Raw genomic sequence first — 26,013 nt, 5'->3', positions numbered from 1 at the left:
TGCGGTGTTGGCTCTCCGGCGGGGCCTGTGGGGCCCTATCTCCGGTGTTATCCGCGTGTTGGGGCCAGCCCCCCCCCGTTTTCAAATCGTCGGCTTTGTGGGCCAACCCCCGCTATGCGTCCCCCCACTTCCCCTTTCAGGCCATAAGCAAGGATTTCACCCTGGCTGCGGCGTCGGATTCCTCCACCGCGACAATGCGATACCCGCCTGCGGCCAGCCCGGTGTCCCTGTCGTCGTCCCACCCTTTCACTACAACGACTTTCGCACTGGGCCACGACAATTCGACGGGCCAGTAGTGCTTGCCCTCCTCGACGCCGACTTCCGGGCGCGGTACACCGTGTCGTTCCAGTTCCGCCAGCAGCTCCTGGACAATCCGCGAGCCGTCGACGAACTCGTCTTCCCAGCTGTCGGGCGCCGGTGTGGCATCGGTGTCGACCAAGGTGAGTTCGGCAAAGAACTCGAGCGCCCGCGATCGGGACAGTTGCTCGTGGAACCGCTCATTGCGATACGACCGCAGACACCCGTAGCACGAGGTCTCCGCACCACAGTCACACACCGCCACTCGCGCAGCCGCGTACTCCAGCACCTTCGCCAATTCCTGGGCGATGTGTTTGGCCGCGCCCGCACCAGCGGGCACCGTGTCGAACAGCACGATGCTGCGGCGGCCGTCCTTGCTCCACGACAGCGTGCCGTCGATATCGTCGCGACTGATCTCGAGCGCTTCGGACGCGCCCTCCAACAGCGCGTACAGCACCGACAGCCACTTCGATTCGGACTCGCCATAACTGAAGTCGGAGAAGGTGAACTCGGCGACGTCGGTTTCGTAGCGGTGTGCCAGTGACACCAACTCGAGCTGTCCACCGCACGCGCTGCCGGTGGCGGGTCGGGAGTGCGTCTTTGCCTTTGCGCTTCCCTTGCCCATCGCCTCCGCCCAACCACACCACGTACAGACCAGGAAACCGCTGCCGGAGCCCTCACCGATTACTGCCAGCCGTGCGCGAGTCCCCGCTCGGGCCCACACTTCTCGCCCACTGGGAGAAGTCCATGGCACCGGATCCGCTCCCTCGCCGGTATTTTCGACGTAACTGGCACCCGACCAGGAGCGCTGCGGGAGGTCAGCGCCGACGTCTTTGCACGCCCGCTCGGCCACGAACCCGAACTCGGGGAGAACACAGGTCTTGACCTTGCCGAACTCGGTCTGACAGTTCGGGCACACCTGCGCCTCGTCTAGAGCGTGCGCGCATTCGAAGTTCCCGCATTCCTTGCACACTCGGTACTGCAGCTTCTCGAGCTCGCGCTTGGGCACCTTGTGCAGTCCGCGCGAAGTCCACAGCTTGCCGCCGGCCACCACTTGATTACCTGGTGCGTAGTCGTAGATGGCCTTCCCGAGGTCGCGTGATAGCTCGAGCTTGGCACCAACCGGATCCTCACAGTGGGTAGTCCGCAGTTCGACGGTGTCGACCGGGAAGCCGTACTTCGGCAGCACATTCTTGTTCGCGAGGTACCCGAGCAACCAGCGGCCACTGATCGTATGCAGGGTCTTCTGCATCCGCGCGCACAGGTCGTACTTGCCTTCGTTGGAGGCCTGCTCGATCAGCTCCTCGTAGGTAGAGATATCGGTGCGGATATCGTTTTCGGCGGTCGCGAGCTGATCGCACAGCCGATCCACCCAGGCATCGGTGTCGACGCCGATCTCGGTGTAGACGCGATCGGGCAGGACCGCGCGCAACGACTGCCGCACGTGTTCCGGCACCGGGGTGAGGAAATCCCGGATGCGCGCCGCGGGCGAAACCGATGCGCCTTTCTCCGGGGTGAAGAACTCACCCGCGTGACTCCACTCGCCTACACCGGTATCGACACAGTGCCGGAAGTAGGCCGACAACGCCACCGAGTAGGCGTGCCGGCGACCGATCCGATCGTTATCGATCGGAATCCACGGAATACGCATCCGCCCGGCGATCATCGACAACGGCTGCTGAAACTTCGACAGGTCATGCGAACTGCGCTTGGCATAGGTGACAACCAGCGCGGCCGACGCGGCCCTGCGTCCCGCACGACCGGCACGCTGCACGTAGTTGGCCGTCTTCGGCGGCATATTACGCAGCATCACCGCTTGCAGGTCACCGACATCGACACCCAGCTCGAAGGTCGTTGAGCAGGACAGGACGTTGACCGCACCCTCGACGAATCCGCGCTGGATCTCCGCGGCAGCGGTCGCCTCCCATTGCGCGGTATGTTCTTTCGCCGACAGCGGGACCATTTCCAGCGTGCGATACGCGGTCCGGTAATGGTTGACGTCGTCATCTACGCCGGGTACTTCGAAGGCACGCAATGTGCCGTCGCAACTACCCTGCGGGCACAGGTCGCGAATGTTGTTGCTGGTCAGTCGACGACAGGCGTCACACTGGAACCACTCGCATTCGGCACCGGGCCGAATGCGCAGCTGTTCCTGGTCGAGCTGGAACAGCACCCCGGCGACTCGATCGTTGTGCTCGAACAAATAGTCTTTGTCCGACAAGAACTTCCAGCAGCCATCGAGCACCTTCTCCGGTGTTATCTCGGCCTTCGCGCCGATCGCGGTAAGTACCTTGCGCAGCAGCAGGATCCGATTGTTCGATGTGCCCGGTTTGCCGCCGGGCAGCCAGCTGATGATGCGCCGACCACGATCGGAATTGCTGGACCGAATCCAGATCTGGTTGGCTCGCGGCTCGAAGATCGGCAGCCTGATATCGACATCGGGCAACAAACTCATCGCGCCCTGCAACCGGATCGTTTTCACCAGCTCGTTCAGCAACGCCCATACCTCGTCCTCGGACATGCCGAGCCGGCCGAACGCCGGTGGCAGCTCGATGTCGGTGTCGCGGTACAGCGACACCGACATCAGGCCGAGCCCTTCGAGAGACTGCCGCTGATCCATGGCCATCAGCTCGGCCATCACCCACGGATTGACCTGGCGGACTCGCTTCGATCGCGTGTCTCGCTTGGCGAAATGGTCCGCGTCCGACGCCACCTGCATCACCGCGGCGGCAAGATCCTCGACACCGAGTTCCTCCCCCACCGCGAAGGAGCTCAGTGCCGCGGTCAGGTACCGGCGTTCGAGGATCCGACCGTAGGTTTCGGCCAAGTAGGGCGCTGCGAATGCCGCCGCCTGGCGTGAGTCGGAGAACATCAGCAGTTTGCGGCCCGCGCCGACAAGGTCGGCTCCAGCACCGGTAGCGGCGGGCAGGTGCTGATACAGCGCGGTGGTGATGACAGCGGGCGCGGCATTGGTGTCGGTGCGCAGGCGACGAATCACCTGTCGCGACCGGGCACCGCACTCGGTGCACTTGCTCATCACCCGCTGCGGCATGGGATGCTCGCGCACCCGCAAGACCGGACCACCGGGACACTCGGACGGACAACTCACGCCGCTCTTTCCCAGCGCCCCACAACCGGTGCACAGCACGCGAGTCCCGGTGCTGGTCGTGGATCCGGCGTCCTCGTCCAGGGTGGCGTCGTCCTCGTCGATCAGGTCGCTGTCGTTGTCGGTCAGCACCAACCAACGCACCCTGGCATCGCCCTTCGCCGGCCGGAAGACCTCGGTTCCGTTGCCCGCGGTGAGTTCCCCCGCCAGGTGCACGGCACCGCACCGCTGGCAGGTTCCGAACTCGAACACCGCCCGTCCGGTGTCCGGGTCCTCCTCATGTCGACCGAGCAACACCTTCGGCTGGTCCTCGGTGAAGCTCACATAGGCACCCTCGGTCGCGCGGACGAACAGGTGGTACCGCGCCGACAGCACCGGATTTCCGCTGGCATCAGCGACTTTCGAACCGACCTCGACCAGCGCCTCGAGCTTCTCACCGGCCCGATCGTCGTCGGGCCACATCTGCCCGGCCAGCTTGCGCACGCTCGCCGGCTGCGAATGCGCCTTGGCCTTCAACTCGGCGATCCGCTTTTCCGCGTGCAATGCCTCCGCCACATCACCGGAGGCCACGTTCGCGCCGATCCACGAAAGATCAGCGCCGGGTTCGGCTGCCAGCAGCAGTTTCTCGTCGTCGATCTGCCACGTTGTCTCGGATCGCCGCTGCATTCTGGTGGCGGTCACCAGGTCTTGTCGCATCGGGTCGTCCGCCACGAACTCGAACGGCACGTCGAACAGCTTCTGCGCGAAGGCGGTTGCCTCCTCGCCCTGTTTCTCCTCGGTACTTCCCGACAGCGACGCCGAGGTCGCGATGCACCGCAACGGGCGCTCAGTGGCAACCCGATCACGCAGACGCCGCAACAACAGCGCCACCTCACATCCCTGTGCACCGTCATAGACATGCGCTTCGTCGAGGGCGATGAAGCGCCAGGTGCCCGCGTATTTCCCGTCGAAGAGCTCGAGGTCCTTCGGCCGCAGCAGCAGATACTCGAGCATGGCGTAGTTGGTGAGCAGGATGTGCGGCGGGGATTCCCGCATCTCCTCACGACTGAGCAGCTCGTTCGGCAACCGCGTCGCGCCGGGGAACATGGCGTGGTAGCCGGCCTCAGCATCGGTGCGGCGCTGTTTGGTCTCGCCGGTATAGCGGCCGAAGGTGATATCCGGTGTGGCGGCGAGCAATTCACGCAACCGCTTGAGCTGGTCGTTGGCCAGCGCGTTCATCGGGTAGAGCAGCAGCGCACGAACACCGGGACCCAACGTGCCCGCGGCCTTCTCCGCGATCAGCTCGTTGAGAATGGGCAGCAGGAAGCTTTCCGTCTTACCCGAGCCGGTGCCGGTGCTCACCACCAGGTTTCGACCGGCGACCACCTTGCGAACCGCGGTCTCCTGATGTCGATACAGCGGCCGGTCCAAGTCGATGGCCGCACCGAACTCCGTGAACGCCGGGTCGAGCACGCCCTGCTCGATCAACTCACGCAGGTTCGCGCCGGGCGCGTAGGGCGGGGTCAGCTCGAGGATCGGCCCCTTGGTGAGCAACGACGTCTCGTCCACTGCACGATCGAACGCGGTGGCCAAGGCCGGGTTTCGCGGCGCGAGCAAGGTTTTCAGGTAGCGCTTGTATCCGGCCTCGATATCGGAACTCGCGGCCAAGGGATCCAGCCTGTCGATCACCGGGTCTCTCCGATCGTGTCGATGATGGTGCCGTGCAGGGCGTGGGAAACGAGCGCGTCCGCAATGAGGACATCGGTGGACACCAAACCTGGACACAGTTCGGCAAGACGTGCCCATGCGTTGCGCATCGGCGCGGTGATCGACGATCCCGGCAGCACCGAGTTCGCGGCAAGCCGAGCCGTCACCGCGAACAGCAGCGACTGCATCGACATCAGCAGCCACGGGTGCACCGTCGTGTCAGCTCCGGAGAGTGCTTCGTTGCGGAACTTGACCGCATCGTAAGCAGCGACAGCGGCCTCCTTGCGGGCAGTACCCGTCGCCGCGCGGCGCAGCTGGGTCATCAGCTGCGCCGAGGCAACAGTCAGTTCGGCGCGGGCCGGGTCCTGCTGCCAAGCCAATCTCTGTTCGAAAGCATCGAACACCCCACTGCGTCGGGTGTGGCCGTCGAGAAGCGCGCCGGGAACAATCTCGCAAGCCTGTTTGAGCTCGGCGAACTGTCCGGTCGGCATGTAGTGCAGGCTCACCGAGGTCTGATCGAAGATGTCGGTGTAGGCCTCCTCGACCCGGCCGCGGAGCAAGTTCGTCAGGCCGGAACCGCCACGCACCGCGAGCTCTGCCGCGATCGCCTCACCACCGGTTCGATCGGTGCTATACCTCGCCAGTAGCGGCAGGTCAGCGATATCGATGAGGCAGGACAGCAACGGATTAGCCGGACTTGTCGACCGGAACGGCGAAGCCAAGTTCGTCTGGATCACGGCCGACCGGATCAGCAACGCGGGGATCACGTGCTTGCCCACCGCACTGCGGTCCAGCGCCTCCACCGACGATCGCGGATCCGCCCGCAACATCTGCAACAACCCGCCGCGGATCGCCGAACTCACCGGCGTGTGGTCGCTGGCGGCGAACACCGCCCACACCTGCGCCAGCGCCGAAGTCGCCGCCGGCACATCGCCCTGCCCAGCGAAGAACTGGGCCAGCGCGGCTTTGTCGGGGTCGCAGTCACGCATCCAACCCGGTTGGCGCACGGTGAACGACGTGTCGTCGGGTCGCGGCGGTGCGGTGATCACCGCCCATGGATCGTCGACGAACACCTGGACGGTGAGCGGACCGGCATCGCGGAACTCCGATGGCAGCTCGGCGCGGCCGTTGTCGATAGACGTCCTGATCGGGGTCATCCACGGGGCGGTATCAGGCCAGACGAACGCCGCGAGCTCGGCATCGACGACATCATCGAAGGCCAGTGCCCCGTCCTGCAGGCGAACCGCGCTGGCCAGCCGCCGCGGCTGGATCCGCGCCACAGTGGCTTCCGACATCCGGCCATCCGGCGTGTCGATGCGGATCACCACGCTCGCAGTCCGCAACTTCCGTGCGGTATCTACGAATTCGCGGCTTGCCAGCTGGAAGACGTTGTCCCGGTTGACTGTGGGAATCGCGTACTGGTGGTGTGCCCCGTTCGCGTCGACCAAGACCATGCCTACTTCCACCGACCCTGGCACCCGTGCGGCGAGAACGAAACGCTCGGCGAGATCGTCCAGCGTGAGCACCGGTGCGGCAGTTCGCCATTGCGCGGCCGCGCCGAGCAGGTCGGCACGAACATCCACATACGGCGGCCGAAGAACGAAACGCTCGCTCGCCGTGCCGGAATCGACCCGCAGCTCTACCTCGCGCTCTCGCTCCGAGAACGCGATTGTCGACTTGTCCGCCCGCAGCGGGGCCCCGGCGGTGATCTCAGCGCGTGCCTCGGTCAAACCGCTCGGTGTCGGCAGCCGGAACTCACTGCCGTAGTCGATACTCAGGCCCTCCGCCATGAACATGCTGTAGCGCAGATCCTGTCCGGGTGGCCCGCTGACGGCGATGTCGTAGAAGCCGAGCAATCCCGGTTCCAGTCCATCGAACGGGTCAAGCGGCGTCGGCGCCTGTCCTGACTCACAGTTGCTGCTGACCAGCCAGTCCACCGTGCCCGCGCGACGCACGCGAACTTGCCAGCTGACCGGTTCGGCGCCACCCGCGGGAAGCTCGACCACCGGTCGATCGGCGTACACCGGCAGGCCCGACCGGGAGTACAGCCCCGCAATCGGATCCTGAGCGTGCAGCCGAGCGGCACCGGTGCGCCGGACTTGTTGCACTGGACCGAGCACGTTCTCGCGGTGCAGCGCAATCCCGTCGACATCGGCGAGGTCGTACAGCCGCGCTTCCCAGTCGCGCCAACCCACGGGGGTGACGGTGACCGAGTACTGCACTACCTCACCGGTATGGGCATCAACCAGGTCCGCGCCGACCGGGTGGATCCCGATCACCTCGGCCCGAGGCAACGCCGAGTGCCGAGACAGCAGCCGACCGTTCAGGTCGAACAGCAAGACCGGATTATCCTTGTCCACCACGGGGATTCGATGGTGCGACTCGGACGCCTCATGCCGCAGGACGACTTCACGGACCCGTCGGGGAACCGGAACCGGGGTCAGCGGATGAGCCTCGCCCTCCCCTACTGCCCATCCCCGCTCGGCGTATACCTCAGCGACGTCGCCGTCGAAGGAGACGAGCCACGGCGTTTCCGGCGAAGTCGCCGGATAGGGCACCTCCACCACAACCTGATCGTCGTCGCGAGAGTAGGCCAGGGCGGGGCCGCGAGTACGGGTACGGCGAGGCGCGCCGGGGGTGAGCGCACCGAAAGGCTGGTCGGTCCACCGGTCGATCAGCGCGTCCAGGATCAGCGTCGGCAGCCCGGTGGTCTCGGTATCGATCGCGAAGTCGTTCTCGACGTCGGGGTGTTCGCGCGTGTAGTCGGCGAATTCGATGATCCGGTCGACGATGTCGACCGCGACCTCACCACCGAAGCGCAAGAAATTCCGCACAGGGACATCGAGATGGTTCATCCGGTATTCGAGGCCGGGTTGAGTCAGCCACGCGAACACCCCCGCGCCGGTCGGTTCCCGGCCCGCGGCGAGATGAGCCTCGATCACGTCGACCAGATCGCCGAGGGAGTGCATCGGAATACCGACGTGCACGGCCATCACCTGAACGTATTGCCCGCGCAGCTCGGGGAACTCCCGCATCTTGAACTTGCGCAACAGGGTGCCGAGTTTGTCGCGCAGCAGGTTTTCCCGGTCTTGCTGCGGGTCGACACCCAGCTCCGCCCAGAAACTTTCCCAGTACTTGCCCTGCTCGTAGTTCAGCCCCGCATGCCCGATCAACGTGGTCAGGGTCAGCGCGGGGAACCGCTGAACCAGTGCGGCGAAGCCGCGTTTGTCCGCGAAGTCGCGCACCACCTTGCCGTACAGATCGCGCGTTCGTCCGATCTCATCGACATCGAGATTCAACTCCGCGAACAGCGATATCCCCTCGAGCTGTCGCGCGCGCGCGAACTCCGCGTCCCCCGCCATCGTCCACACGTCCGATTCCGACACTGCCCGACTACCCCCTCACCCGCGCTGCCTACCCGATCCGGTCGACCGCAAACCACCAAAATGCCCGCCCATCATCGCACCACGGCGCTGTGCGGGCATGCTTACCGGACAGACGTGTTTCTCGAGCACGGCCGTCCGGCGGTGGCGGTCGGCAGGTAGGAAGGTGGGTTCCGTTGTCGCAGAGCTTGACCGGTCAGATCGTGCAGATTCTGACGTCGCACCCTTCACGGTCGGCACCGCAGATCGCCGCACACCTGTCGGTGGATGGCGTGGATCGCAAAGCGGTCAACAAGGTGCTGTACTCACGCACCGATCTGTTCGTCGTCGACACCACGACGAAACCACCTCGTTGGTCGCTGGTATCAGCACCCCCAGCGTCGCAGCCTGAACCTCCCTCGGCCGCACCCGAAATGGACGAGGTATCCGTCCAGGAGCTGACCGCACAGTTGACGGCTTTGGGCGCGGTAGCCACCGGGGAGGAACTCGGTGATCTGATCGGCATGACCGAGCCCGACCAGATCCGAGCTCACCTGTGCGAGGCGGCAGCCAGTGGCTTGCTGTCGTTCGCCGCGATCGGCGGCGAGTCAGAGGACTTCCTCGTAGTGGCCGCGCACACCGGCGATGACACCTACACCCGAGAACGCGGCGCCGAGAACATCGCGACATGGGCGCGGTCCGCCGCGGACCCGATCAGCGAATTGCCCGCTCTGATGGGCGCATTGGTCGGACTCGCGGTACCGCCGCATCGGCTCGTCCAGATCGCCGCCTACCTGCGTGGCACCACGCCCAATGGCCTGCTTTAACGTTCCGTTGCGCCGTGTGCCGCGGGCAACGCCAATGCCAGCATGGCAATCGCACGGTCGGTCAGTTGGGCCTGCCCGAACGCGCCGAGCGCGCTGCGCATCAGTTCGCGCCGATCACCCCACCCGACCGTGTCAGCGCAGTGCCGAAGCATTCCCGCGAGTTCTCGGGCGGGAACTTCTTCGATCCTGCGCACGCCGATCGTGCGAAGGCACACAGTCGACTGCTCGGGCTTTCGATACGAAATCCATTCGGGCCGAGACATATTCAGGTAGTCCTCCGCCAGCAACTGTCCTTGCTCCACCGCGGTCGCCAACGCCGCGTCGACAGTAGGGCCGACGTCGGTGCCACCCGCCGTCCTCGCGAACACGCTGTGAATTCGTGCGGCGGTGACCGGGCCTTCGGTGGTCACGATGCGGATCAGGTCGTCGACAACGGCCGTGTCCATCCCCGCCGACGGCACGGCAACCAACCCCGAAAATGCTTGATACTCACCGATCTCCTCGTCAGCGATACGCTCCTGGTCAGGTTTGGACCAATCGAAGTCCGCCAGTACACGGGCCGATACCGCGTCGCTGTCGGCGACAGGCGCCGCTTCCGCGGGCGCGACCACTTCCTGCGCGATGACAGGTTCTTCATCGCGTGCCGGAGTGAGTCCGACCTGCCGAAACAACGCCCACAACGGCTCCAGACTGCGTTCGGGGTCCACGACGAAGCGTGACTGCGGAAGCCGGAAGAAGGGCCACCCGCACCGTTGCAGGTCGCGCTGCCAAGTCAACGTGGCGCGATACGCGTCCGCACCCTCCCACTGATCGCCCTCGCACTCGACCGCGACCCGGATATGGCCACCGATCACCACCAGGTCGAGCGTGCGGCTACCGACGCTGTACTGCGGGGAGACCCGGAAGCCCCTGGCGACGATCCGATTGAAAACCTGTTGCTGGAACAGCGAATTGAACGGCGCAACGAGGTGGTCCTCCGGCGCCGCCGCCGGTGCGGTGATCACCGATTCCGGTTGCGCCATCACACTCGACAAGCAGTAGTCCAGCAGCTGGTAACGCAGATCCGCGGGGTTGTGCAGCTGGTCGAGGGAGATCGAATGGAACAGCCACAGCTGATCGGCGGCCCGCGATACCGCCACGTTGTACCGCTGGATCGACGCCTCATCAACGCGAGCCACCAGCCTGGTGTCCGGGCCAGGCGCCTTCACCATCGACAAGAAGATGACATCGCGTTCAGCACCCTGGAAATCGGCCGCGTCACCGCACCGAAGTCGCCGTCGCGCAATCTCTTCCGGCGCGACCGCGAGCATGAGCTTGGTCCAGATGAGCTCGCCCTGCGCTGCGCCCAGCAGCGAGATCACGCCGAAAGTCTTTCCGGCGTACCGCGGATCCGCCAGGCACTCGACGATGCGCGCAACGATCCGCTCGGCCTCGGCATCATTGGTATTGCTCGGTGTACTGATCGCGTTGGGCATATACTCCGCGCGAATCGGCACCAACCGATCAGTGCCATACAGGCGTACGGGCACCAACGGGACGGCGTCCTTCTGGTACGCGATCCGGTTCGAGAAGCCGATGATCTCGGGGACACAACGCCGGTGCTCGACCAACCGCAACCGTGAGGGAAACCGCATCGCCGCTTCGTCGAACAAGCTGCGTTTGGGGTCGACCCAGCTGGCGCGATACCGATCGTCGGCGATGTACTGCTCCGCAAGCCCGGTGACCGCGTCCACTTTGATGCCGACCCCCGACGGCGACACCTGACGCTCATCGCCGATCACCACGATGCGAGGCGCGAGGTATTGCAGAAACACCGCCTCCGCGCCGGCCTGTGACGCCTCGTCGACGACCACCACATCGAACATGTCCTGCTCGATATCGAGTTGTTCGACGACTCGGTACATCGGCATGATCCACACCGGCACCGCCGACCGACATCGCGCCATCGTTGCCCGAATATCGGCGCGACGCCGATCGCCGTGCACACCGGTCCCCTTGCCGAGCCGTCGCACCAACTGCGCGTACTGCCGAAGGTCGGTCCGCGTGGCAGGGGTGAGCCGATCAGGACCCACCGCGTGATTCCAGGACTTTGTCACGGCCAGTTCCGCCGACGCGTCGCGCAAAGCCTGCTCGATGTCATCGAGTCGGCCGAAGAGCTCGTTGACATCGGCGTCGCCGCGCTCGGCAAGCCACACACCGAGCTGCGCCCACGCCCGCGCAGCCGATAGCTCGGCCATGCGTGTCGACCACCTCGGATCATCCGCTGACGCGAGCACCGCGGCACGCAACATCGGCGTCCGGGTCATCGTGCTGTCCAACTGCTGGCGACAAAAGAACTTGGTCCGCAGCGCATTCAGTTCAGCAAGTCGCCTGTGTGCCCGGCGGTAGGCATCGACGTCGACATGTTCGACCGCGGCATACAGTTCATCGACCTCGCGCGATGTGTGCCGCGGAAACCGCAATCGGGCGAGCTTGGCTGCCAAAGCATCGAGTGGTCGCTTGGCGACAGACCACTGATCGATCGCGTCCGCCGCGTCGAACGATGCCGCAAGAGCACGCCGGGCACCGGGATGTGCCCAATCCGGTTCGGCTATCCCGGCCATTCGCAGCTGACGGCCGACGCGAACGAGATCGGCGCCGCAGCTCAACACCCGACGCAACTGGTGGAAATGCTCGCGGTGCCAGGCCAACCGAATGGCGGAACCGCCCGCCGAGCGTCCGGCCGCCGATCCCGTCCAGACTTCGTCGAGGTGCATCAGCAGCCGAGACAGTTCTTCGGTCCGCAGAAATGTCGTCAGTTGTTCGGCAGTGGTGGGAATCCGACCGTCGACCCGAACTGATTCGAACAGCGGCAAGGCTTGTTTGACAATGCGATTCGTCCCGATTCCGACCTTCGGCGATCCATCCGCGCGCACTGGAATCGGGCCGGTCGCCTGGATAAGGGCCAGCAGGGATTCCGCGAGTGTGGCCATCACACTGTGTTCACCGGTGACGCGCACTTGCACGATGCCGAGCTGAGCAAGCAACGTGTCGGCTCGTGGCAGCAATTCACCCAGCAGCTGCGCCCGGTCGTGCCAAGTGCCGGCGCGCCCACCACTGATGTCGGCGGCCGCGTCACGAATCCAGCGATCCCGGCTGCCCGATAGCTCACCCAGTTCCAGTTCCACCCGCCGCACGAGCGCTTGGGTGTCGGCGCGCAGATTCGCGGGCATGGTCTCGATCGCACCGATCCAAGGCTGGCTCCCCTCACCGACCAGCCCGCGTACCGCCGCGTCGGCTGCGGCCAGATGCTGTGCCCACTGCGCGAATTGAGCGACGGGCGGCACCTCTCGCGTGGTGATCGAGTCGGGAACACCGACGTCGGGATCAGCGAGCGCCGGATCGGTGAGAAGCTCGCGCCAGGCCTCGACCTCGTCGGCAGTGACCTCCGACAGCTCGGCAGGATCGATGCCTTCGATCCAGCCGAAGCGGTCGGCATCCGCGCGATAGGCGGTGGTCAACTCCGTCAAAGTGCCGCAATAGCAGTCGAATTCGTGACGCTGCACTTCCCGCTCTCGCAGCGCGAGCAACTGGTCCTGGACCGACGCCCTGGCACTGATCAACGCGTCGACGCGGGTGTGGACGGCCGCGATCGTCTGCGTCGCTTTCACGGGGTTGTGATTGTCGGACTCGCGAGCGATCCGCTCCATGGATCGTTTGAGATCGTCGAAATCGTCACGCGACGCACCCGCGACCGAGACACAGAGCCCACGCATCTCCGGTCGGAGTTTCCCGCGCACCTCTTCCAGCGCCCGGTCGGTGTGCGCCGTCACCAGCACTCGCTTTCCCTGCGCCAGCAGGTGGGTGATCAGCGCCGCCGCCGTGTGCGTCTTGCCCGTTCCCGGCGGCCCCTGCACGATCGTGTGCGCGTACTCATCGACATGGGCCAGGATGTCGAGTTGGACGCCGTTCAGTGGCAGCGGCAGAAAGCAATCGGTGCCGTCGCGAACGATGGCGCCATCGTCATGGACAGGTTCGGGCTTGGGTTCATAGGCTGGGTCGACCAGATTCAGCAGGCCGGACGGCACTGTTCTCGATCCGCGAATGCGGTCGGCGATCGAGTCCAAAACCCTTGTCATGCTCCGCTTCCCACGTGAACGCAGAATCAGCGCCGGCGCGAAATAGCCCACTGGCTCAGCGGTCGCGGTACCGGCGACATCCTCGTCTCGATACCCCGCCAGCGGTCCGAGGCTGTGTAGCAGCTTGCGCATAGACACCGCGACCGCGACGCGGTCCAATGAGGCTGTGCCGCTGGCCAACTCGCGCTCGATCGTGCTCAACAACGAGGGGTCGACAATCTCCGCCGGGTCCAGAAAGTCGGCCAGCTCCACTGCGATCCGGCCCGCGTCGACATCCAGGCAGACCGCCAGGACACCGGAGTCGGTATCGAAATCGATCTTGATCGGCACTGTGAGCACATGGCGCCGTGCGGTACCGAAAGATGGCCTTCGCCAAGCCAGACACCCGAGACCGAGCACCGCCTCCTTCGATTCGGCCGCGGCGTGCACGTCGGAGTACATCTGATACAGGTTCTGGTACACGCGTTGCGCGGATTCCTCACGCGCTGCAGCCGCCGACCACGCGCGCCACTGCGGCAGCCACTGCGCGAAACTGGCGCTGATCTCCGAACCGTCACCCGGAAGGCCAGGGCGCAACGCAGGTTCGACACCGGGGTCATGCCACCGCGGCGATGTCAGCCAGTCACGAACGACAGCCGGCGGCTCGACCGAGGGCGTGCGAACTACCTTGTGCAGGCACAGGAACGCAGAGTCGGCGCTGATCGAATCGAGCCGTATGTCGGTGCCGTTCGGCAGGTCCCCGAGCCACTGCACCAGTCCGAGATCATCGGTGTGCTGCACCTGATGCACTCCCAATGCCTGCACTCTGGCAAGGAATCTGAACAGTCGCGCCGCGCGATCTACCAGATCGGCATCCGTGTTCTCGGCATCCGAAACGACGCGCACCACAATCTCCTCACCTGGCAAGGCAATCTATCAACGCTAACGGCGGCACGTTGTCTGCACAACTGGTGGAACTGGATCGTTTGCTGACCGTAAGCCAGCGGCAGAAACACGTCGACCGTTCGGATGCCGGTCGAGCACAGCCGACAGGGGCGGCGTTTATGCCATTCAGTTGAGTACAACGACATCATGGCCCATTGCCAACTTATACGTCAACATAATGTTGGTCGGTTGACATTGTTTTCATTCTCGTACACACTGTGTACACCGCTGCCCGCCGAGGCGACCAGCCACCAGCACGCAGCAGATCGCGGAACTCCGCACCCGACCATCGACCCGAGAAGGCACCGTGACCTATCCCCAGTACCCGCAGCCTTTCCAGCCCCCGAGGCCTCCCGCCAAGCCCGGCGGTGGCCCGAAACCGCTGGTCATCATCGCCGCGGCCATCGGCGGTTTGTGCATGGTCGGCATTCTCATCGGCGCGATCGGTGCCGTGCTCGACTCCGGCGGCACTTCGACGACAACCACCAAGGCAGCGGCGGCGGCCGCAGTCACGATTCGCCCCACGACCACAACCCCGCCTGCGCCGGTCTACGACATCCCCGCCCATCACAACATCGCTCCGGAACTGACGGTCACAGGCAAGAAGTGCTACGGCTCGGCCGGCTGCAACTTCGATTACGAACTGCGGGTGGTCACTACCGCACCGGTCGACTTCGCCCCGACGAAGCGATACCGCGTAACCGTCGCGCTCGATGAAGGCACCAGCTGGGAGCGGATCCACTCGATCACCATCACCGGCACGAAAGCCAACGTGATCACCGGCCTCGTGAGTAGCGACACCAACACCACGCCGGTCGCCACCATCCAGTCGATCACCGCCCTCTGACCGCGAGCCCCGGCCCACCACTTCACCCAAAACCCAAGGGGGGACCCATGTTCGACTACACCGCACTCGATTTCGAGACTGCCAACTCATATCGCGGATCGCCGTGCTCCGTCGGGCTGGTTCGAGTCAGAGGTGGCCGCATCGCGGCCGAGCAGCACTGGCTCATCCGTCCACCCGAACGCGTGGACCACTTCGACGCGTTCAACTCCGCACTCCACGGCATCACCGCCGGGCAGGTGGCCAACGCGCCCCGGTGGAAAGAAATCATGCCTTCGATCGTGGACTTCATCGGCGACGATGTCGTCGTCGCGCACAATGCCGGATTCGACACCGGCGTCATCCGATACGCCTGTGCGGTCGATGACATCGAATGGCCCCAGCTCCGATTCCTCTGCACGCTCGTGCTCGCGCGCCGGGTGTTGTCGCTGCCGTCCTACCGGTTGCCGTTCGTCCTCGAATCCTTGGGATCGACGCTGAGCGACCACCATCACGCACTGGCCGACGCGAGAGCCGTCACCGAGGTCGTCCGTGGACTCGCGGCCGGCAACGGTGCTGTGAGTCTCCATGACCTCGCCGATCGAGTCGGTGTGCGCGTCGGCACCATGCAGCGCGGCGAATACCGGGGCAGCGTAACGGTTTCCGGACGCTCCGCCAGCCGACCGCGGCGCGTTCGGTCGGCCGCGAATCCCGATGCGGATCCAGACGGCCATCTATTCGACCGAGTCGTCGTATTCACGGGCACCTTGATGTCGATGACCCGCCGCGTCGCGCAGGAGCAGTGCGCCTCGTCGGCCCCACTCCACCGCCTACGCTGAATAGCTCATTCGCTTCTTTCGATCGCAGTAATGAGCTTCTCCAATGAAATTTTGTAAGTCCAGTCGGCGCCTTCACTTGCTAGCCCGGGCAACTCCGCCTGCGCCGTAACCTGTAGCGCGCTGCGGAAGTCATTGATATCAGTTGCGGGTTCACCGGTCGGAAAGAACCCACCGTTCGCGTTTGCCACATGCTGCCATAACCTCAGCCGCTCCGGCATTGCCCCACTCGACACGGCCGCCTCGAACAGTCGATCGAATACGGCCCCAGATACCCACCATTCAGTTTTGTCGTCGAAGTTGATTGTGAGCATCAGAATCCAATCCTTATTAAATCGCTGACGAGACCTGCCGAACTCCGCTCGCGAAAATCTACTCGTCGTTCGCCTGTCAGCGTCCTACGGTAGTTCCATGATCCGCGAGGAATCGGGCGTCGACTCAGCGCCGACGTCGAAGCACTCGTCAACGCCATCACCTGCACTGACGAGCACGGTCAATCGACGGCATCGATCAGAATCGCGGTGCCCTCGACCTGCAAGAACGCACCGACCTTCCACCCATTCGTGCTGAACGCAGCATCGAACTCGGGGTTGGAGACGTAGCCACCAGGTGGAACGCTGGGCTGGAGCGTCGCCTCGAACTGGCTCGGCTGCACGGCGGAGAGCGTGAATCTCGAGCGCAGGCCGTCCGCCGCCTCGGGACGCAATTCGACCACGGCCTGAATCCAATGGGTTGTCGGTCCGGGCGTGCGCCCTCCCTCGTTGTTCCAAGTGATCCAACTTGCTGAGACGGGCGTGTCCAGCAGCGGGAATCGCTTCGTCAGCGGGCTCAGGTCATGCCGGATTTCGGTGGTTGCATCAGCTGGCTCCGGGGCCGGAATGGCGCATCCAACCGCCGTCAGGAGCGTTGCCGCGACAGCCACAAATAGGCGCGGAATGAGGAAGGTCATCGGCGGGCTCGTCACTCCGAACGTTCTACCGTAGGGCGTGGAATCAATCGAGCTGTCAACCGCCATCTCCACGTGCAGCAGCGCAAGCTGATCCAACACCATGTTTTCGCCCGCGATCGACACTGAAACGATCCCTACCCGCCAGCATCGCCCCAAATCGCGTCCGTTCGGGAACCTAAGATATGCCGAAGCGACAGTCGATCAGCCGTACCGTCAGCTCATGCTGTCCATTCGTCATCGAGTGTCGCCTCTGGTCGCCGCGCTGGCTGTCGGCGCGGCTCTCTTCGGAACCGCACCGGCCAACGCCGAGCCCCGGCCAGACCCGTGGGTCCAAGGTCAGATCGATTCGCTGACCGAGGACGTTCCAGGATTCCTGCACTCCATCGAGCTGTCCGGCATCGACAGGCGCGGCATCTCCGACCCCGACCTCGTCGGCAAGGGACACATCATCTGCGACCAGATCTACAGCGGACGCGGCGACCTCGGCAGCGCGACGCTGCCGAACACCCGGCCGGACGACTTCCATTCCATGGAGGTTGTCGCCGGAGCGAGCATCAAGTACTTGTGCCCGCCAGCCGCCGAATTCGCGGCACCGAACCTCGCCGATGCGGCGCCGTAGACCGCTACTCGTCCGCCAAGAAATCAGCAGTCACGACCCGCGATGTCGAGCGTGAACCGATCGGCTGGATCACCGACAACCCGTCGCGGTCCGCCGACAATGTTCAGGTGAGCGAACGGGGGCCTTGTCCCGATGCGATGGTTCAGGGCTGGAGTCGGGAGATAAGGCCCGCCGACTCCGCATCCATCGCCACATAAGCCCTAGCGGCAGTATCCAAACCCTCCGCGATCGTACTCAGGCTTCCCAGCAGCGCACTGTCTGCGCGATCCCATGCCTGCTGCAACACCGTGCTTGCGGTTTCGGCTGCTGGGCCCCACCCACTGTGCTGGCTCGCGATCTGTGTGGAGCACGAAGTGAGATCCGCACCCGACGCCGCCACCTCGTCACGCAGATGGGTCGCGGCTTCCCGCTGGGCAGTAATCGCAACCGACACCGAGTCATGAACGCCCATCAATCCCTCTACGATCAATCCTGGTCGAACCGATTTCCAGTGGCCGAATCACTACGAAATCGGTTTGATACCAGTCATTTTGGAGAACTACGACGATTACAGGAACCGGTAGGCTGGTACGCGGACCAACCGGGAGTGGTGACGTCATGGCGTTGGCATGGAACGACGTGAAGAACTGGAACGGCGACCGGCTCGAGGCGATGGCGCGGGCATATTCACAACGCGACATCCAAGAGGGGGAGCGTGTAGCGGTAGGCCATCCCATCGATCACGATCACAATCCGCAGACTCCGGAACAGCTTGTGCCTGACAGCGAGCACCCCACGAAAATCACGGAGAACGAATTTCGAGAAGAGCTCGGCCTCTCCCCTCGCGAGCACTATGCCCCGCCGGAAGGACCGCGATGAAGACCTGCGCTCGAATGGCGCTGGCCGCCTCGGCGCTGGTCGGCCTCGTATCCGCGTGCGGTGCACCAGACTCCCAGGAACAGGGTCTACCAGGGGGTACAAGCACCCCGCCGATCGGCCCTTTCCGATGTGAGGCGAGACCGGCCGTCGCCGACCATCCAGACGTTGACCTCGACACCGAATTCACCACCTCCGACAAACGGATCACCGTCAGATACACCCTGACCAACCGGCGATCCGAACCCCTCTATGTCGCCGCCCGCATCCCCGATCCCGACGGTGAATACGGAGCACTGAAGCACTACGTCATCCCGCGAAGCGACGGCGTTGTGGAGATCAGCAAGCGATTCTTCCGCGTGGTCGATTGCCCAGTCCTTCGAGTGAGACCAGTCCCAGTCGCGACATTCCTCCGAGTTGAACCTGGCGCAACTCTCACTGAGCAGTTCCCAGTCGCGCTACCCCTGACCACAATTCATCCCGAAGGGCCACTCAACAACGGCGAGCTCGCCCCCATGCCCGCTCGCCCGGATCGCATCGTCTTCTGCGTCGGCCTGGTACCCCCGGTGCCCGCGGACCCGAAGCCGTTCGAGGAAGACGGGGAACAACGGTACGGCTACCGCGATTTCGACACCGATGCCCAAACCCACCTCTGCAGCGACTTGCAGCCGCTGTGACGCTGTTGGACCGACGACGTTCGAATCGGCGATTCCTGACGTTGGGTCGCCTCTCGGCGGTCGGTGATCGCGGACCAGCAGAGCTCGGTTGCATTCACCGCGCAGACTTGCCATTCGCCGCAAGCCAGTCTCGCAGATCCGAATGAGACGGCCGATGCTCGAAGGCTTGCTCGTATGCCTGGGCCAGCGCAGCACTGTCGTCCGGTTCGGGGAAGTCGATCTCGTCGACCGACACGTCCAGCACCCAGGCGAGGTGCTCGGCGAGACGGCACCGCCTTCGACCCGACATTGTAGCGCCTCAGCGAGAATCGGCGGCATTGCACGCGTTGAGGGTTCCTGCTGCCTGAGGATGATCGCCCGTCGGTGCTCGAAAATGCCCAGCCCATCACCAGCGTCAGCTCGAACCGCCACAGGCGTTGACCGCTTCAAAGCGACGGCCAGCTCTGCGGAGTATCGAATCTTCAACGTGGCCAAACGATTTTTCACCGCCACGGTCGAGACCCCGGTCTCCCAGAGGAACCGCGCGAGCTCCTGCTCGCCCATCGCCTGCCAGTCATGCTGTCTGACAAGCTCTTCCGGTAGCAGCGCGGGCGCTCGTCGGTATACCAGCCATACTCGATGGCACTGAGCCAACCGTTCTCGACCCACAGGATGAGCTCGCCGATCGGTGATCCGTTGTTGTCGGTGACCGTTGCGTTAGCGAAGATCCCATCGGTGGACGTGACCGCCTGCACTCCCCCTCGCACGGCCAGATCGACGCTGGGCGAACCGGCACCCCACGTCGCGACGACTTCCGAATCGGGGATCTGCGCGCGGAACTCGTCGGCACCCGCGCCGCCGACGGACAGTAGTTCAGTGAGGACAACTGACTCGAGATCGGTCAGTGGCCGTGGATGAATGGGCCTGCTGCTCATCGACTTCCTCGTTGGAAATAGCGATTTTCGACGCTGATCTTCGCAGGGGCTGGGGACCACAGACTCGGCACCAGATAACCGGCACGTGTTGTCGGTGCCCCGGCGTAGTCTCCTGCATGTCGGCGTTGCGGTGACCAATCGGAGGTTCGCGATGGATGTGCTGCTCGGAATCGGGACACGTAAGGGCTTGTTTCTGGCTCGCAGTCGGGATGGGCGGGCGAGTTGGACGGTGTCGGCGCCGCAGTTTCCGGTGGCGGATGTGAAGGCGTTGGCCATTGATACTCGGCGGGGGACGCCTCGGGTGCTCGCGGGGGTGTTGAACAGTCATTTCGGGCCGACGTTGGTGGTCAGTGATGATCTCGGGGAGACGTGGAGCGAGCCCGATGACGCGCCGCTGGCGTTTCCCGAGGACACCGGGGCTGCGCTGCAAGGGGTTTGGCAGATTACGCCTGCTACCGAGGCCGAGCCGGATGTGGTGTACGCGGGGGTCGAGCCGTCGGCGTTGTTCCGGTCGGGTGATCAGGGGCGGACGTTCGAGCTGGTCAGGGGGTTGTGGGAGCATCCGCATCGGACGCAGTGGGCGCCTGGTGGTGGTGGGTTGGCTTTGCATACGGTGTTGCCGCATCCGGTCGATACGCAACGGATGGCGGTGGCGATGTCGACGGGTGGGGTGTATCAGACCGCCGACGGTGGGCAGTCGTGGACGCCGACGAACAAGGGGGTCACCGCGGATTTCATGCCCGGTGAGCTGCCGGAATGGGGGCAGTGCGTGCACAAGGTCGCGCTGGACGCCGAGACACCCAGCACCATGTACCTGCAGAACCATGGCGGTGTGTTCCGCAGTACCGACGCGGGCGTGAGCTGGCAGTCCATCGACGCTGGGTTACCGCCCTCCAACTTCGGCTTTCCGATCGTCGCGCATCCGCGGAAACCCGGCGTGATCTACACGTTCCCGCTGGTGGCGGACATGGACCGCTTCCGCTTCCCGCCCGACGCCACCTGCGCGGTCTATCGCAGCGAGGACGGCGGCGAGACTTGGGCGCAGCTCACCGACGGACTCCCGAAGGTCCCGTTCTGGGCGGCGGTCATGCGCGACGCCATGTGCACCGACGACGCCGACCCGACCGGCATCTACTTCGGCACCCGCAACGGCGAAGTGTATTGCAGCGCAGACGAAGGCGACCAGTGGCAGCTGGTGGCCGACAAGCTGCCCGACGTGCTGTGCGTGCGCGCCGCGGTCATCGGATAACGCGGTGGCTCGCGTGTGTTTGCCCTCGATGCTGCGCACCTACGTCGACGGCGCCAAAGAACTCGACATCGACGGGGCGACCCTGCAGCAGGTCCTCGATACGCTGCGCGAACGATCGCCCGGATTGGAGCGCCGACTCCGCGACGAACGCGGAGCCTTACGCCGGTACGTGAACTTCTATATCGACGGCGACGAGTGTCGCCTGCTCGACGGCCAGGACACCGCGGTCAACGCAGGCACCGAGGTGATGATCATTCCGTCGGTCGCCGGCGGGTGATCGAGCCTCAATCGTCCCCATCGATCGATGCCAAATGCGGCTCGAGCTCGGCGACCAAACTCTGTTTGCCGCCGAATCCGATCACGCGGTGAATCTCCTTGCCGTCCTTGAACATCAGCATCGCCGGGATGCCTCGGAAGTCGAACCGCTCCCAGATGCCGTCGAACTGATCGACGTCGATCTTTCGGATCGCGATCCGTCCCGCCCACTGCTGTGCCAAGTCCGCGAGGACCGGTGTGACCTGGCGGCACGGCCCGCACCACGCGGCCCAGAAGTCGACGAGCAGCGGGACTCCCGTCGAACTCTGCGCGTCGATGTCGTCGGGGGTGATGGCGGGAAGTTTGTCGCGGGCGGCGATGTACTCCGCCTGCTGCTCGGCTTCTTCGGCAAGTTCTTCTGCGGAAACCCGCTCGCCGTTGGCACGTACCCAACTGGTGAACTCGTCGAAGCGAGGACCTGGTGCGTCGTGTTCGCCGGTCGCGTCCGAGACCGCGGCGGTCAGTGCCTGCACCGCCTGGCCCAGATGTTCGCCGCTGCCTTCGAGCTCGAACGCGCGCACCGTGACGGTATCGCCTTCACGGTGTAGTTCGCTGTTCTGCCAGAGGCGGACCATGTATTGCTCGTCATCGGTGATGCGCCACCGCACCATGTTTCCGCGTACCTTCGCCAGGTCGAGAGCGGCTACTTCCTCGTCCGACAGGCGGGAGCCGTGTTCGTGGATGTAGGCGCGGACGTGCTCGAACTCGGGACTGCCAGGGCCACCGGCGAACCGCTGCTGCAGTTCGCCGAGCAGTTCCTGGTATACCTCGTCCTCGCTGTCACCTCGCGCATGCAGATCGAACGCCGACCAGAGACCGGAGGTCACGCCGCCGACCTCGTCGATCTCGACGCCTTCCAGCAACTTGACGACGTAAGTGCCATCTCCGGGCAGATTGATAGTGAACTCGTGACCGCGCTCCATGGGACCCCTCCAGGTGCTCGCGAACGGTCGAACAAAACTATCAGCTTCGGCACGATCACCAACGTGATTCACACGGACGCAACATCTTTCAAAGCAGGTCCTTGCGGCTGGTATGCGGCCGACAGCGCGGCTACCGCCGGGCCATAGACTCAGCCGGTGAGTTCGGGTCGGACAGTGATCGACCAGCGTTTCGAATTGATCGAACCGCTGGGTAAAGGCGGAATGGGCACGGTGTGGCGGGCCTATGACGTGGCCTTGCATCGCGAGGTGGCGCTCAAGGAGGTCCGCAACCTCGATGAGTCGAGAACTGATCCGGGCATCCATCGTGAGCGGGTGTTGCGTGAGGCGCGGGCGTTGGCGCGGATCGGACATCCGAATGTGGTTGCGGTGCACCATATCGTCGATTCCGACCAGTACGACCATCCGTGGATCGTGATGGAGTTGGTGCGCGGCCGAGCGCTGTCGGACGTGCTGGCCGGTGGTTCGTTGCCGCCGGGGCAGGTCGCCGCGCTGGGGCGGGGAATTCTGGGGGCGCTGCGGGCCGCGCACGCGGTCGGTGTGCTGCATCGCGACGTGAAGCCCGCCAATGTGATTGTGCGCGAGGATGGTTCGCCGGTGCTGACCGACTTCGGCATCGCCGCCATCACCGGGATGACCGCGCTCACTTCCACGGGCAGCGTGGTCGGGTCGCTGGACTATGTCGCGCCGGAACGGCTGCAGGGGATCGAAGGGAATCCGGCGTCGGATCTGTGGTCGCTGGGGCTGGTGCTGTATTTCGCGGTGGAGGGGCATCAGCCGATGCGGCGGGATTCCGCGGTCGCGACGCTGGCTGCCGTGATCAGCGGTCAGGTGCCCACTCCCCAGCGGGCTGGTCCGCTGTCGGGGGTGTTGGGTGCGTTGCTCGTCGCGGATCCGAGTCGGCGGCCCGATCCCGCACAGTTGGACGTGATGCTGGCCGAGGCCGCCGGACGGACCACAATCGGCCCACCGCTATCGAACCCCCAACATCCGCTGCCACCACAGACATTCACCACGTCGTGGCCGGGATCGGGCCAACAGCAGTTCCCCACACCGTGGCCGGAATCGGCCGGTTCAACGGGTGTGGTTGAGCACCGCAAGCCTGCACCGCCGGTACGACGCTGGGGCATCCTCGCCGCGGCGGGCGCGACCGCCATCGTCATCGCGCTGACGGTGGTGCTGCTGCTGCGCCCGGATAGTTCGGTGTCCGCCACCGATACCCCGCCCGCCGAAACCACAGTGCAGACGTCCGCGGCCCCACTCACCCCGAAACCTTCGGCAGGCCAGGTCGCGAATCTGCACGATCCCAAAAACCTGCGAACCGCGCTGACCGCACTCGAATCAGCCGCCGGCGGAACCCTGTTCACCAGAACCACCATCTACCCGACCTTCATCTCCACCGGCGCCCCCGTGCCGACCCGCCCGAGCGTGTACGACGAGTTCTCCTACCGCGACGGCGCAGCCACCCGCACCGGCCCCGGCGGCGACCTCTCCGAACCCACCGTGGCACTGGGCATCTTCAACTGGGACGCCGTCCCCGAACTGTTCCGCGTCGCCGAACGCGACCTCGGCGTCCCCCAACCCACCTCCCGCTACCTGATCGTCGACCCGGCCTGGACGTTCAACAACGACCGCCCCACCCTGCTGGTCTACGTCAGCGACGAGTACGGCGGCGGCTACCTCGCCGCCGACGCCGACGGCACGGTTGTCGACAAAATGCCCCGCTGATCGGCGTAGTTCGCGACAGATACACAAGGGAAATCCGACTGCCACCTTTCGGTAGCGCTGGTGCCACACACTGTGTGGCACAAGGACGTCGGTGTGTTCCCCGACGTCTGCGGTGCACGCCAGGAGGACCCGATGAGACGTCTATCCAACCCCGCCCTGCAGATCGGCATCGGCGCGATCGGCGGGCTGGCATTCGGCCTGATAGTGGGCGAATGGGCCGGCAACCTGAAGTTTCTCGGCGACATCTTCATTCGGCTGATCCAGATGTCGATCGTGCCGCTGGTGATGGCCTCGGTGATCGTGGCGACCGGTTCGATGGCGGGTGCGGGCACCGGCAAGGTCGCGTTCCGCACCTTCAAGTGGATGCTCGGGTTCTCGTTCGTCGCGGCGGTGCTGGCCTGGGGGTTGAGCATGGTCATCCGGCCGGGAGCGGGGATGGTGTTCGGCGGGGAGTTGGATTCTTCGCTGAAGGCGTCCGCGGACAAGGCTTTGGGGTGGCAGGACACGCTGCTGAACTTCGTGTCCACCAACGTGTTCAACGCGATGTCGACGGCGACGATGGTGCCGATCATCATCTTCTCGCTGCTGTTCGGCATCGCGCTGCGCAAACAGATCAACAAGACCGGCGACACCTCGGTGCTCACCTTCATCGACCAGATTCAGCAGATCGTGCTCACCATGATCCGGCTGGTCATGACACTCGCGCCGATCGGCGTGTTCTGTCTGCTGGCCGCACTGGCAGGTGACGTGGGTTTCGCCGTGGTCACCACCACCTTGAAGTACTTGGGCACAACGCTTCTGGGCGTGCTGATCCTGTTCGCCATGTTCGTCGCAGTGGTCACCTTCCGCACGGGTCTGGACCCGCGGAAGCTACCCGAGAAGCTCGCCGAGCAGACCACGATCGCGATCACCACGACCAGCTCGGCCGTCACGTTCCCCACGGTGCTGAAAAATACGGTCGAGAAGGTCGGCGTCAGCCAGAAGATCGCCAATTTCACCCTCTCGATCGGGTTGACGATGGGCTCCTACGGCGCGGTGCTCAACTACATGATCGTGGTGGTGTTCCTGGCACAAGCGGGCGGCATCGACCTGTCCATCGGCCAGATCGCGCTTGGCATGGGTCTGGCGATCCTGCTCAACATGGGCACCATCACCGTGCCCGGCGGCTTCCCTGTCGTGGCCATGTTCCTGGCCACCTCCCTCGATCTGCCCTTCGAAGCGGTCGGCTTGCTGATCGCTGTCGACTGGTTCGCCGGCATCTTCCGCACTTTTCTCAACGTGAACGGCGATACCTTCGTCGCGATGCTGGTTGCCAACGCGGACAACGAGATCGACCGTGACGTGTACAACGGGACGAAGACAGTAACCGCCCAGGAGATCGACCTCGATGAATACAGCGACGTGATGGCCCGAGCCGATCAAGCGGATTGATCCCCATCTGCCCCTGACGATATACAGGGAACGCAAAAAGGCCCCCAGCAATGCTGGGGGCCTTTCGCAATGATGTTCCGGCAGTGTCCTACTCTCCCACACCCTGTCGAGTGCAGTACCATCGGCGCAGGTGGCCTTAGCTTCCGGGTTCGGAATGGGACCGGGCGTTTCCCCACCGCTATAACTACCGTAACTCTATGAAACTAGACAGCGCTCCCCCACCACGACGAACCCTGTTAACAGGATCCACGTAGTGGAGTGTGCTGCAGTGTCTGTTGTTTCAGAAACCGCACAGTGGACGCGTAACATCTTCGTTGTAAGCCCTCGGCCTATTAGTACCAGTCACCTACACCAGT

General features: G+C 64.4%; 17 protein-coding genes and 1 rRNA gene. 10 read left to right on the top strand and 8 right to left on the bottom strand.

The genetic code is table 11. The annotated features are described in order from the left end of the window. Nucleotides 1-136 precede the first annotated feature (136 nt). Complete coding sequence (locus ACFWU5_RS10670) at nt 137-5,071, bottom strand: DEAD/DEAH box helicase (RefSeq protein WP_379266941.1); 4,935 nt, start codon at nt 5,069-5,071, stop codon at nt 137-139. Beyond that, nucleotides 5,068-8,475, bottom strand: a complete 3,408-nt coding sequence (locus ACFWU5_RS10665) for a hypothetical protein (protein ID WP_379266940.1) — start codon at nt 8,473-8,475, stop codon at nt 5,068-5,070. Before ACFWU5_RS10665 ends, ACFWU5_RS10670 begins: the two co-directional genes overlap by 4 nt. A gap of 173 nt (nt 8,476-8,648) precedes the next feature. On the opposite strand from ACFWU5_RS10665, the gene ACFWU5_RS10660 reads away from it, so the two are divergent. Next, a complete protein-coding gene (locus tag ACFWU5_RS10660; RefSeq protein ID WP_379266939.1) occupies nt 8,649-9,278 on the top strand; it encodes a hypothetical protein in 630 nt (209 codons plus the stop codon). On the opposite strand, the gene ACFWU5_RS10655 is transcribed toward ACFWU5_RS10660, so the two are convergent. Continuing rightward, nucleotides 9,275-14,281, bottom strand: coding sequence for an AAA domain-containing protein (locus tag ACFWU5_RS10655; RefSeq protein WP_379266938.1), 5,007 nt, complete (start codon nt 14,279-14,281; stop codon nt 9,275-9,277). The two genes, ACFWU5_RS10660 and ACFWU5_RS10655, sit on opposite strands and share 4 nt — an antisense overlap. Nucleotides 14,282-14,627: 346 nt before the next feature. Between ACFWU5_RS10655 and ACFWU5_RS10650 the strand changes: the two genes are divergently transcribed. Both ACFWU5_RS10650 and ACFWU5_RS10645 read left to right on the top strand, forming a co-directional pair. Continuing rightward, on the top strand, nt 14,628-15,167 hold the full coding sequence (locus ACFWU5_RS10650; RefSeq protein WP_379266937.1) for a hypothetical protein: 540 nt from the start codon (nt 14,628-14,630) through the stop codon (nt 15,165-15,167). 47 nt (nt 15,168-15,214) lie between these two features. After that, the gene (locus ACFWU5_RS10645) at nt 15,215-15,982 is read left to right on the top strand and encodes an exonuclease domain-containing protein (protein ID WP_379266936.1); all 768 of its coding nucleotides are present in this window, start codon (nt 15,215-15,217) and stop codon (nt 15,980-15,982) included. Between the two features lie 5 nt (nt 15,983-15,987). Here ACFWU5_RS10645 and ACFWU5_RS10640 read toward each other — a convergent pair whose 3' ends face one another. Further along, nucleotides 15,988-16,293: a hypothetical protein gene (locus ACFWU5_RS10640; RefSeq protein ID WP_379266935.1), complete on the bottom strand. Its 306-nt coding sequence runs from the start codon at nt 16,291-16,293 to the stop codon at nt 15,988-15,990. Between the two features lie 179 nt (nt 16,294-16,472). Then, nucleotides 16,473-17,051: a hypothetical protein gene (locus ACFWU5_RS10635; protein ID WP_379266934.1), complete on the bottom strand. Its 579-nt coding sequence runs from the start codon at nt 17,049-17,051 to the stop codon at nt 16,473-16,475. Between ACFWU5_RS10635 and ACFWU5_RS10630 the strand changes: the two genes are divergently transcribed. The 3 genes from ACFWU5_RS10630 to ACFWU5_RS10620 all read left to right on the top strand — a co-directional run bounded on the left by ACFWU5_RS10630 (nt 17,029) and on the right by ACFWU5_RS10620 (nt 19,079). Next, nucleotides 17,029-17,547, top strand: coding sequence for a DUF732 domain-containing protein (locus ACFWU5_RS10630; protein ID WP_379266933.1), 519 nt, complete (start codon nt 17,029-17,031; stop codon nt 17,545-17,547). The two genes, ACFWU5_RS10635 and ACFWU5_RS10630, sit on opposite strands and share 23 nt — an antisense overlap. Before the next feature lie 597 nt (nt 17,548-18,144). Further along, complete coding sequence (locus ACFWU5_RS10625; protein ID WP_379266932.1) at nt 18,145-18,405, top strand: M91 family zinc metallopeptidase; 261 nt, start codon at nt 18,145-18,147, stop codon at nt 18,403-18,405. Continuing rightward, the gene (locus ACFWU5_RS10620; protein WP_379266931.1) at nt 18,402-19,079 is read left to right on the top strand and encodes a hypothetical protein; all 678 of its coding nucleotides are present in this window, start codon (nt 18,402-18,404) and stop codon (nt 19,077-19,079) included. Before ACFWU5_RS10625 ends, ACFWU5_RS10620 begins: the two co-directional genes overlap by 4 nt. Nucleotides 19,080-19,173: 94 nt before the next feature. Here ACFWU5_RS10620 and ACFWU5_RS10615 read toward each other — a convergent pair whose 3' ends face one another. Continuing rightward, nucleotides 19,174-19,368 carry a hypothetical protein gene (locus ACFWU5_RS10615; RefSeq protein WP_379266930.1) on the bottom strand — a complete coding sequence of 65 codons (195 nt, stop codon included), beginning with the start codon at nt 19,366-19,368 and terminating at the stop codon, nt 19,174-19,176. A 776-nt stretch (nt 19,369-20,144) separates the two neighbouring features. On the opposite strand from ACFWU5_RS10615, the gene ACFWU5_RS10610 reads away from it, so the two are divergent. After that, entirely contained in the window at nt 20,145-21,242 is a 1,098-nt protein-coding gene (locus ACFWU5_RS10610) for a WD40/YVTN/BNR-like repeat-containing protein (protein ID WP_379266929.1), read from the top strand. 13 nt (nt 21,243-21,255) lie between these two features. Continuing rightward, entirely contained in the window at nt 21,256-21,519 is a 264-nt protein-coding gene (locus ACFWU5_RS10605) for a MoaD/ThiS family protein (protein WP_379266928.1), read from the top strand. Nucleotides 21,520-21,526: 7 nt separating this feature from the next. Here the strand turns inward: ACFWU5_RS10605 and ACFWU5_RS10600 are convergent, their stop codons facing one another. Continuing rightward, complete coding sequence (locus ACFWU5_RS10600) at nt 21,527-22,480, bottom strand: thioredoxin family protein (RefSeq protein ID WP_379266927.1); 954 nt, start codon at nt 22,478-22,480, stop codon at nt 21,527-21,529. A gap of 156 nt (nt 22,481-22,636) precedes the next feature. Here ACFWU5_RS10600 and ACFWU5_RS10595 point away from each other — a divergent pair, with 156 nt between their 5' ends. Together ACFWU5_RS10595 and ACFWU5_RS10590 are read left to right on the top strand one after the other, a co-directional pair. After that, a complete protein-coding gene (locus tag ACFWU5_RS10595) occupies nt 22,637-24,226 on the top strand; it encodes a protein kinase (RefSeq protein ID WP_379266926.1) in 1,590 nt (529 codons plus the stop codon). Between the two features lie 132 nt (nt 24,227-24,358). Beyond that, on the top strand, nt 24,359-25,657 hold the full coding sequence (locus ACFWU5_RS10590; RefSeq protein ID WP_379266925.1) for a dicarboxylate/amino acid:cation symporter: 1,299 nt from the start codon (nt 24,359-24,361) through the stop codon (nt 25,655-25,657). A gap of 75 nt (nt 25,658-25,732) precedes the next feature. On the opposite strand, the gene rrf is transcribed toward ACFWU5_RS10590, so the two are convergent. Beyond that, a 5S ribosomal RNA gene (gene rrf, locus ACFWU5_RS10585) occupies nt 25,733-25,849 on the bottom strand. Nucleotides 25,850-26,013 lie beyond the last annotated feature (164 nt).

This window comes from Nocardia sp. NPDC058640 (assembly GCF_042716995.1).
Classification (GTDB): Bacteria; Actinomycetota; Actinomycetes; order Mycobacteriales; family Mycobacteriaceae; genus Nocardia.
The sequence above is the reverse complement of the archived record's forward strand: the minus strand, read 5'-3'. Positions and strand labels throughout refer to the sequence as shown.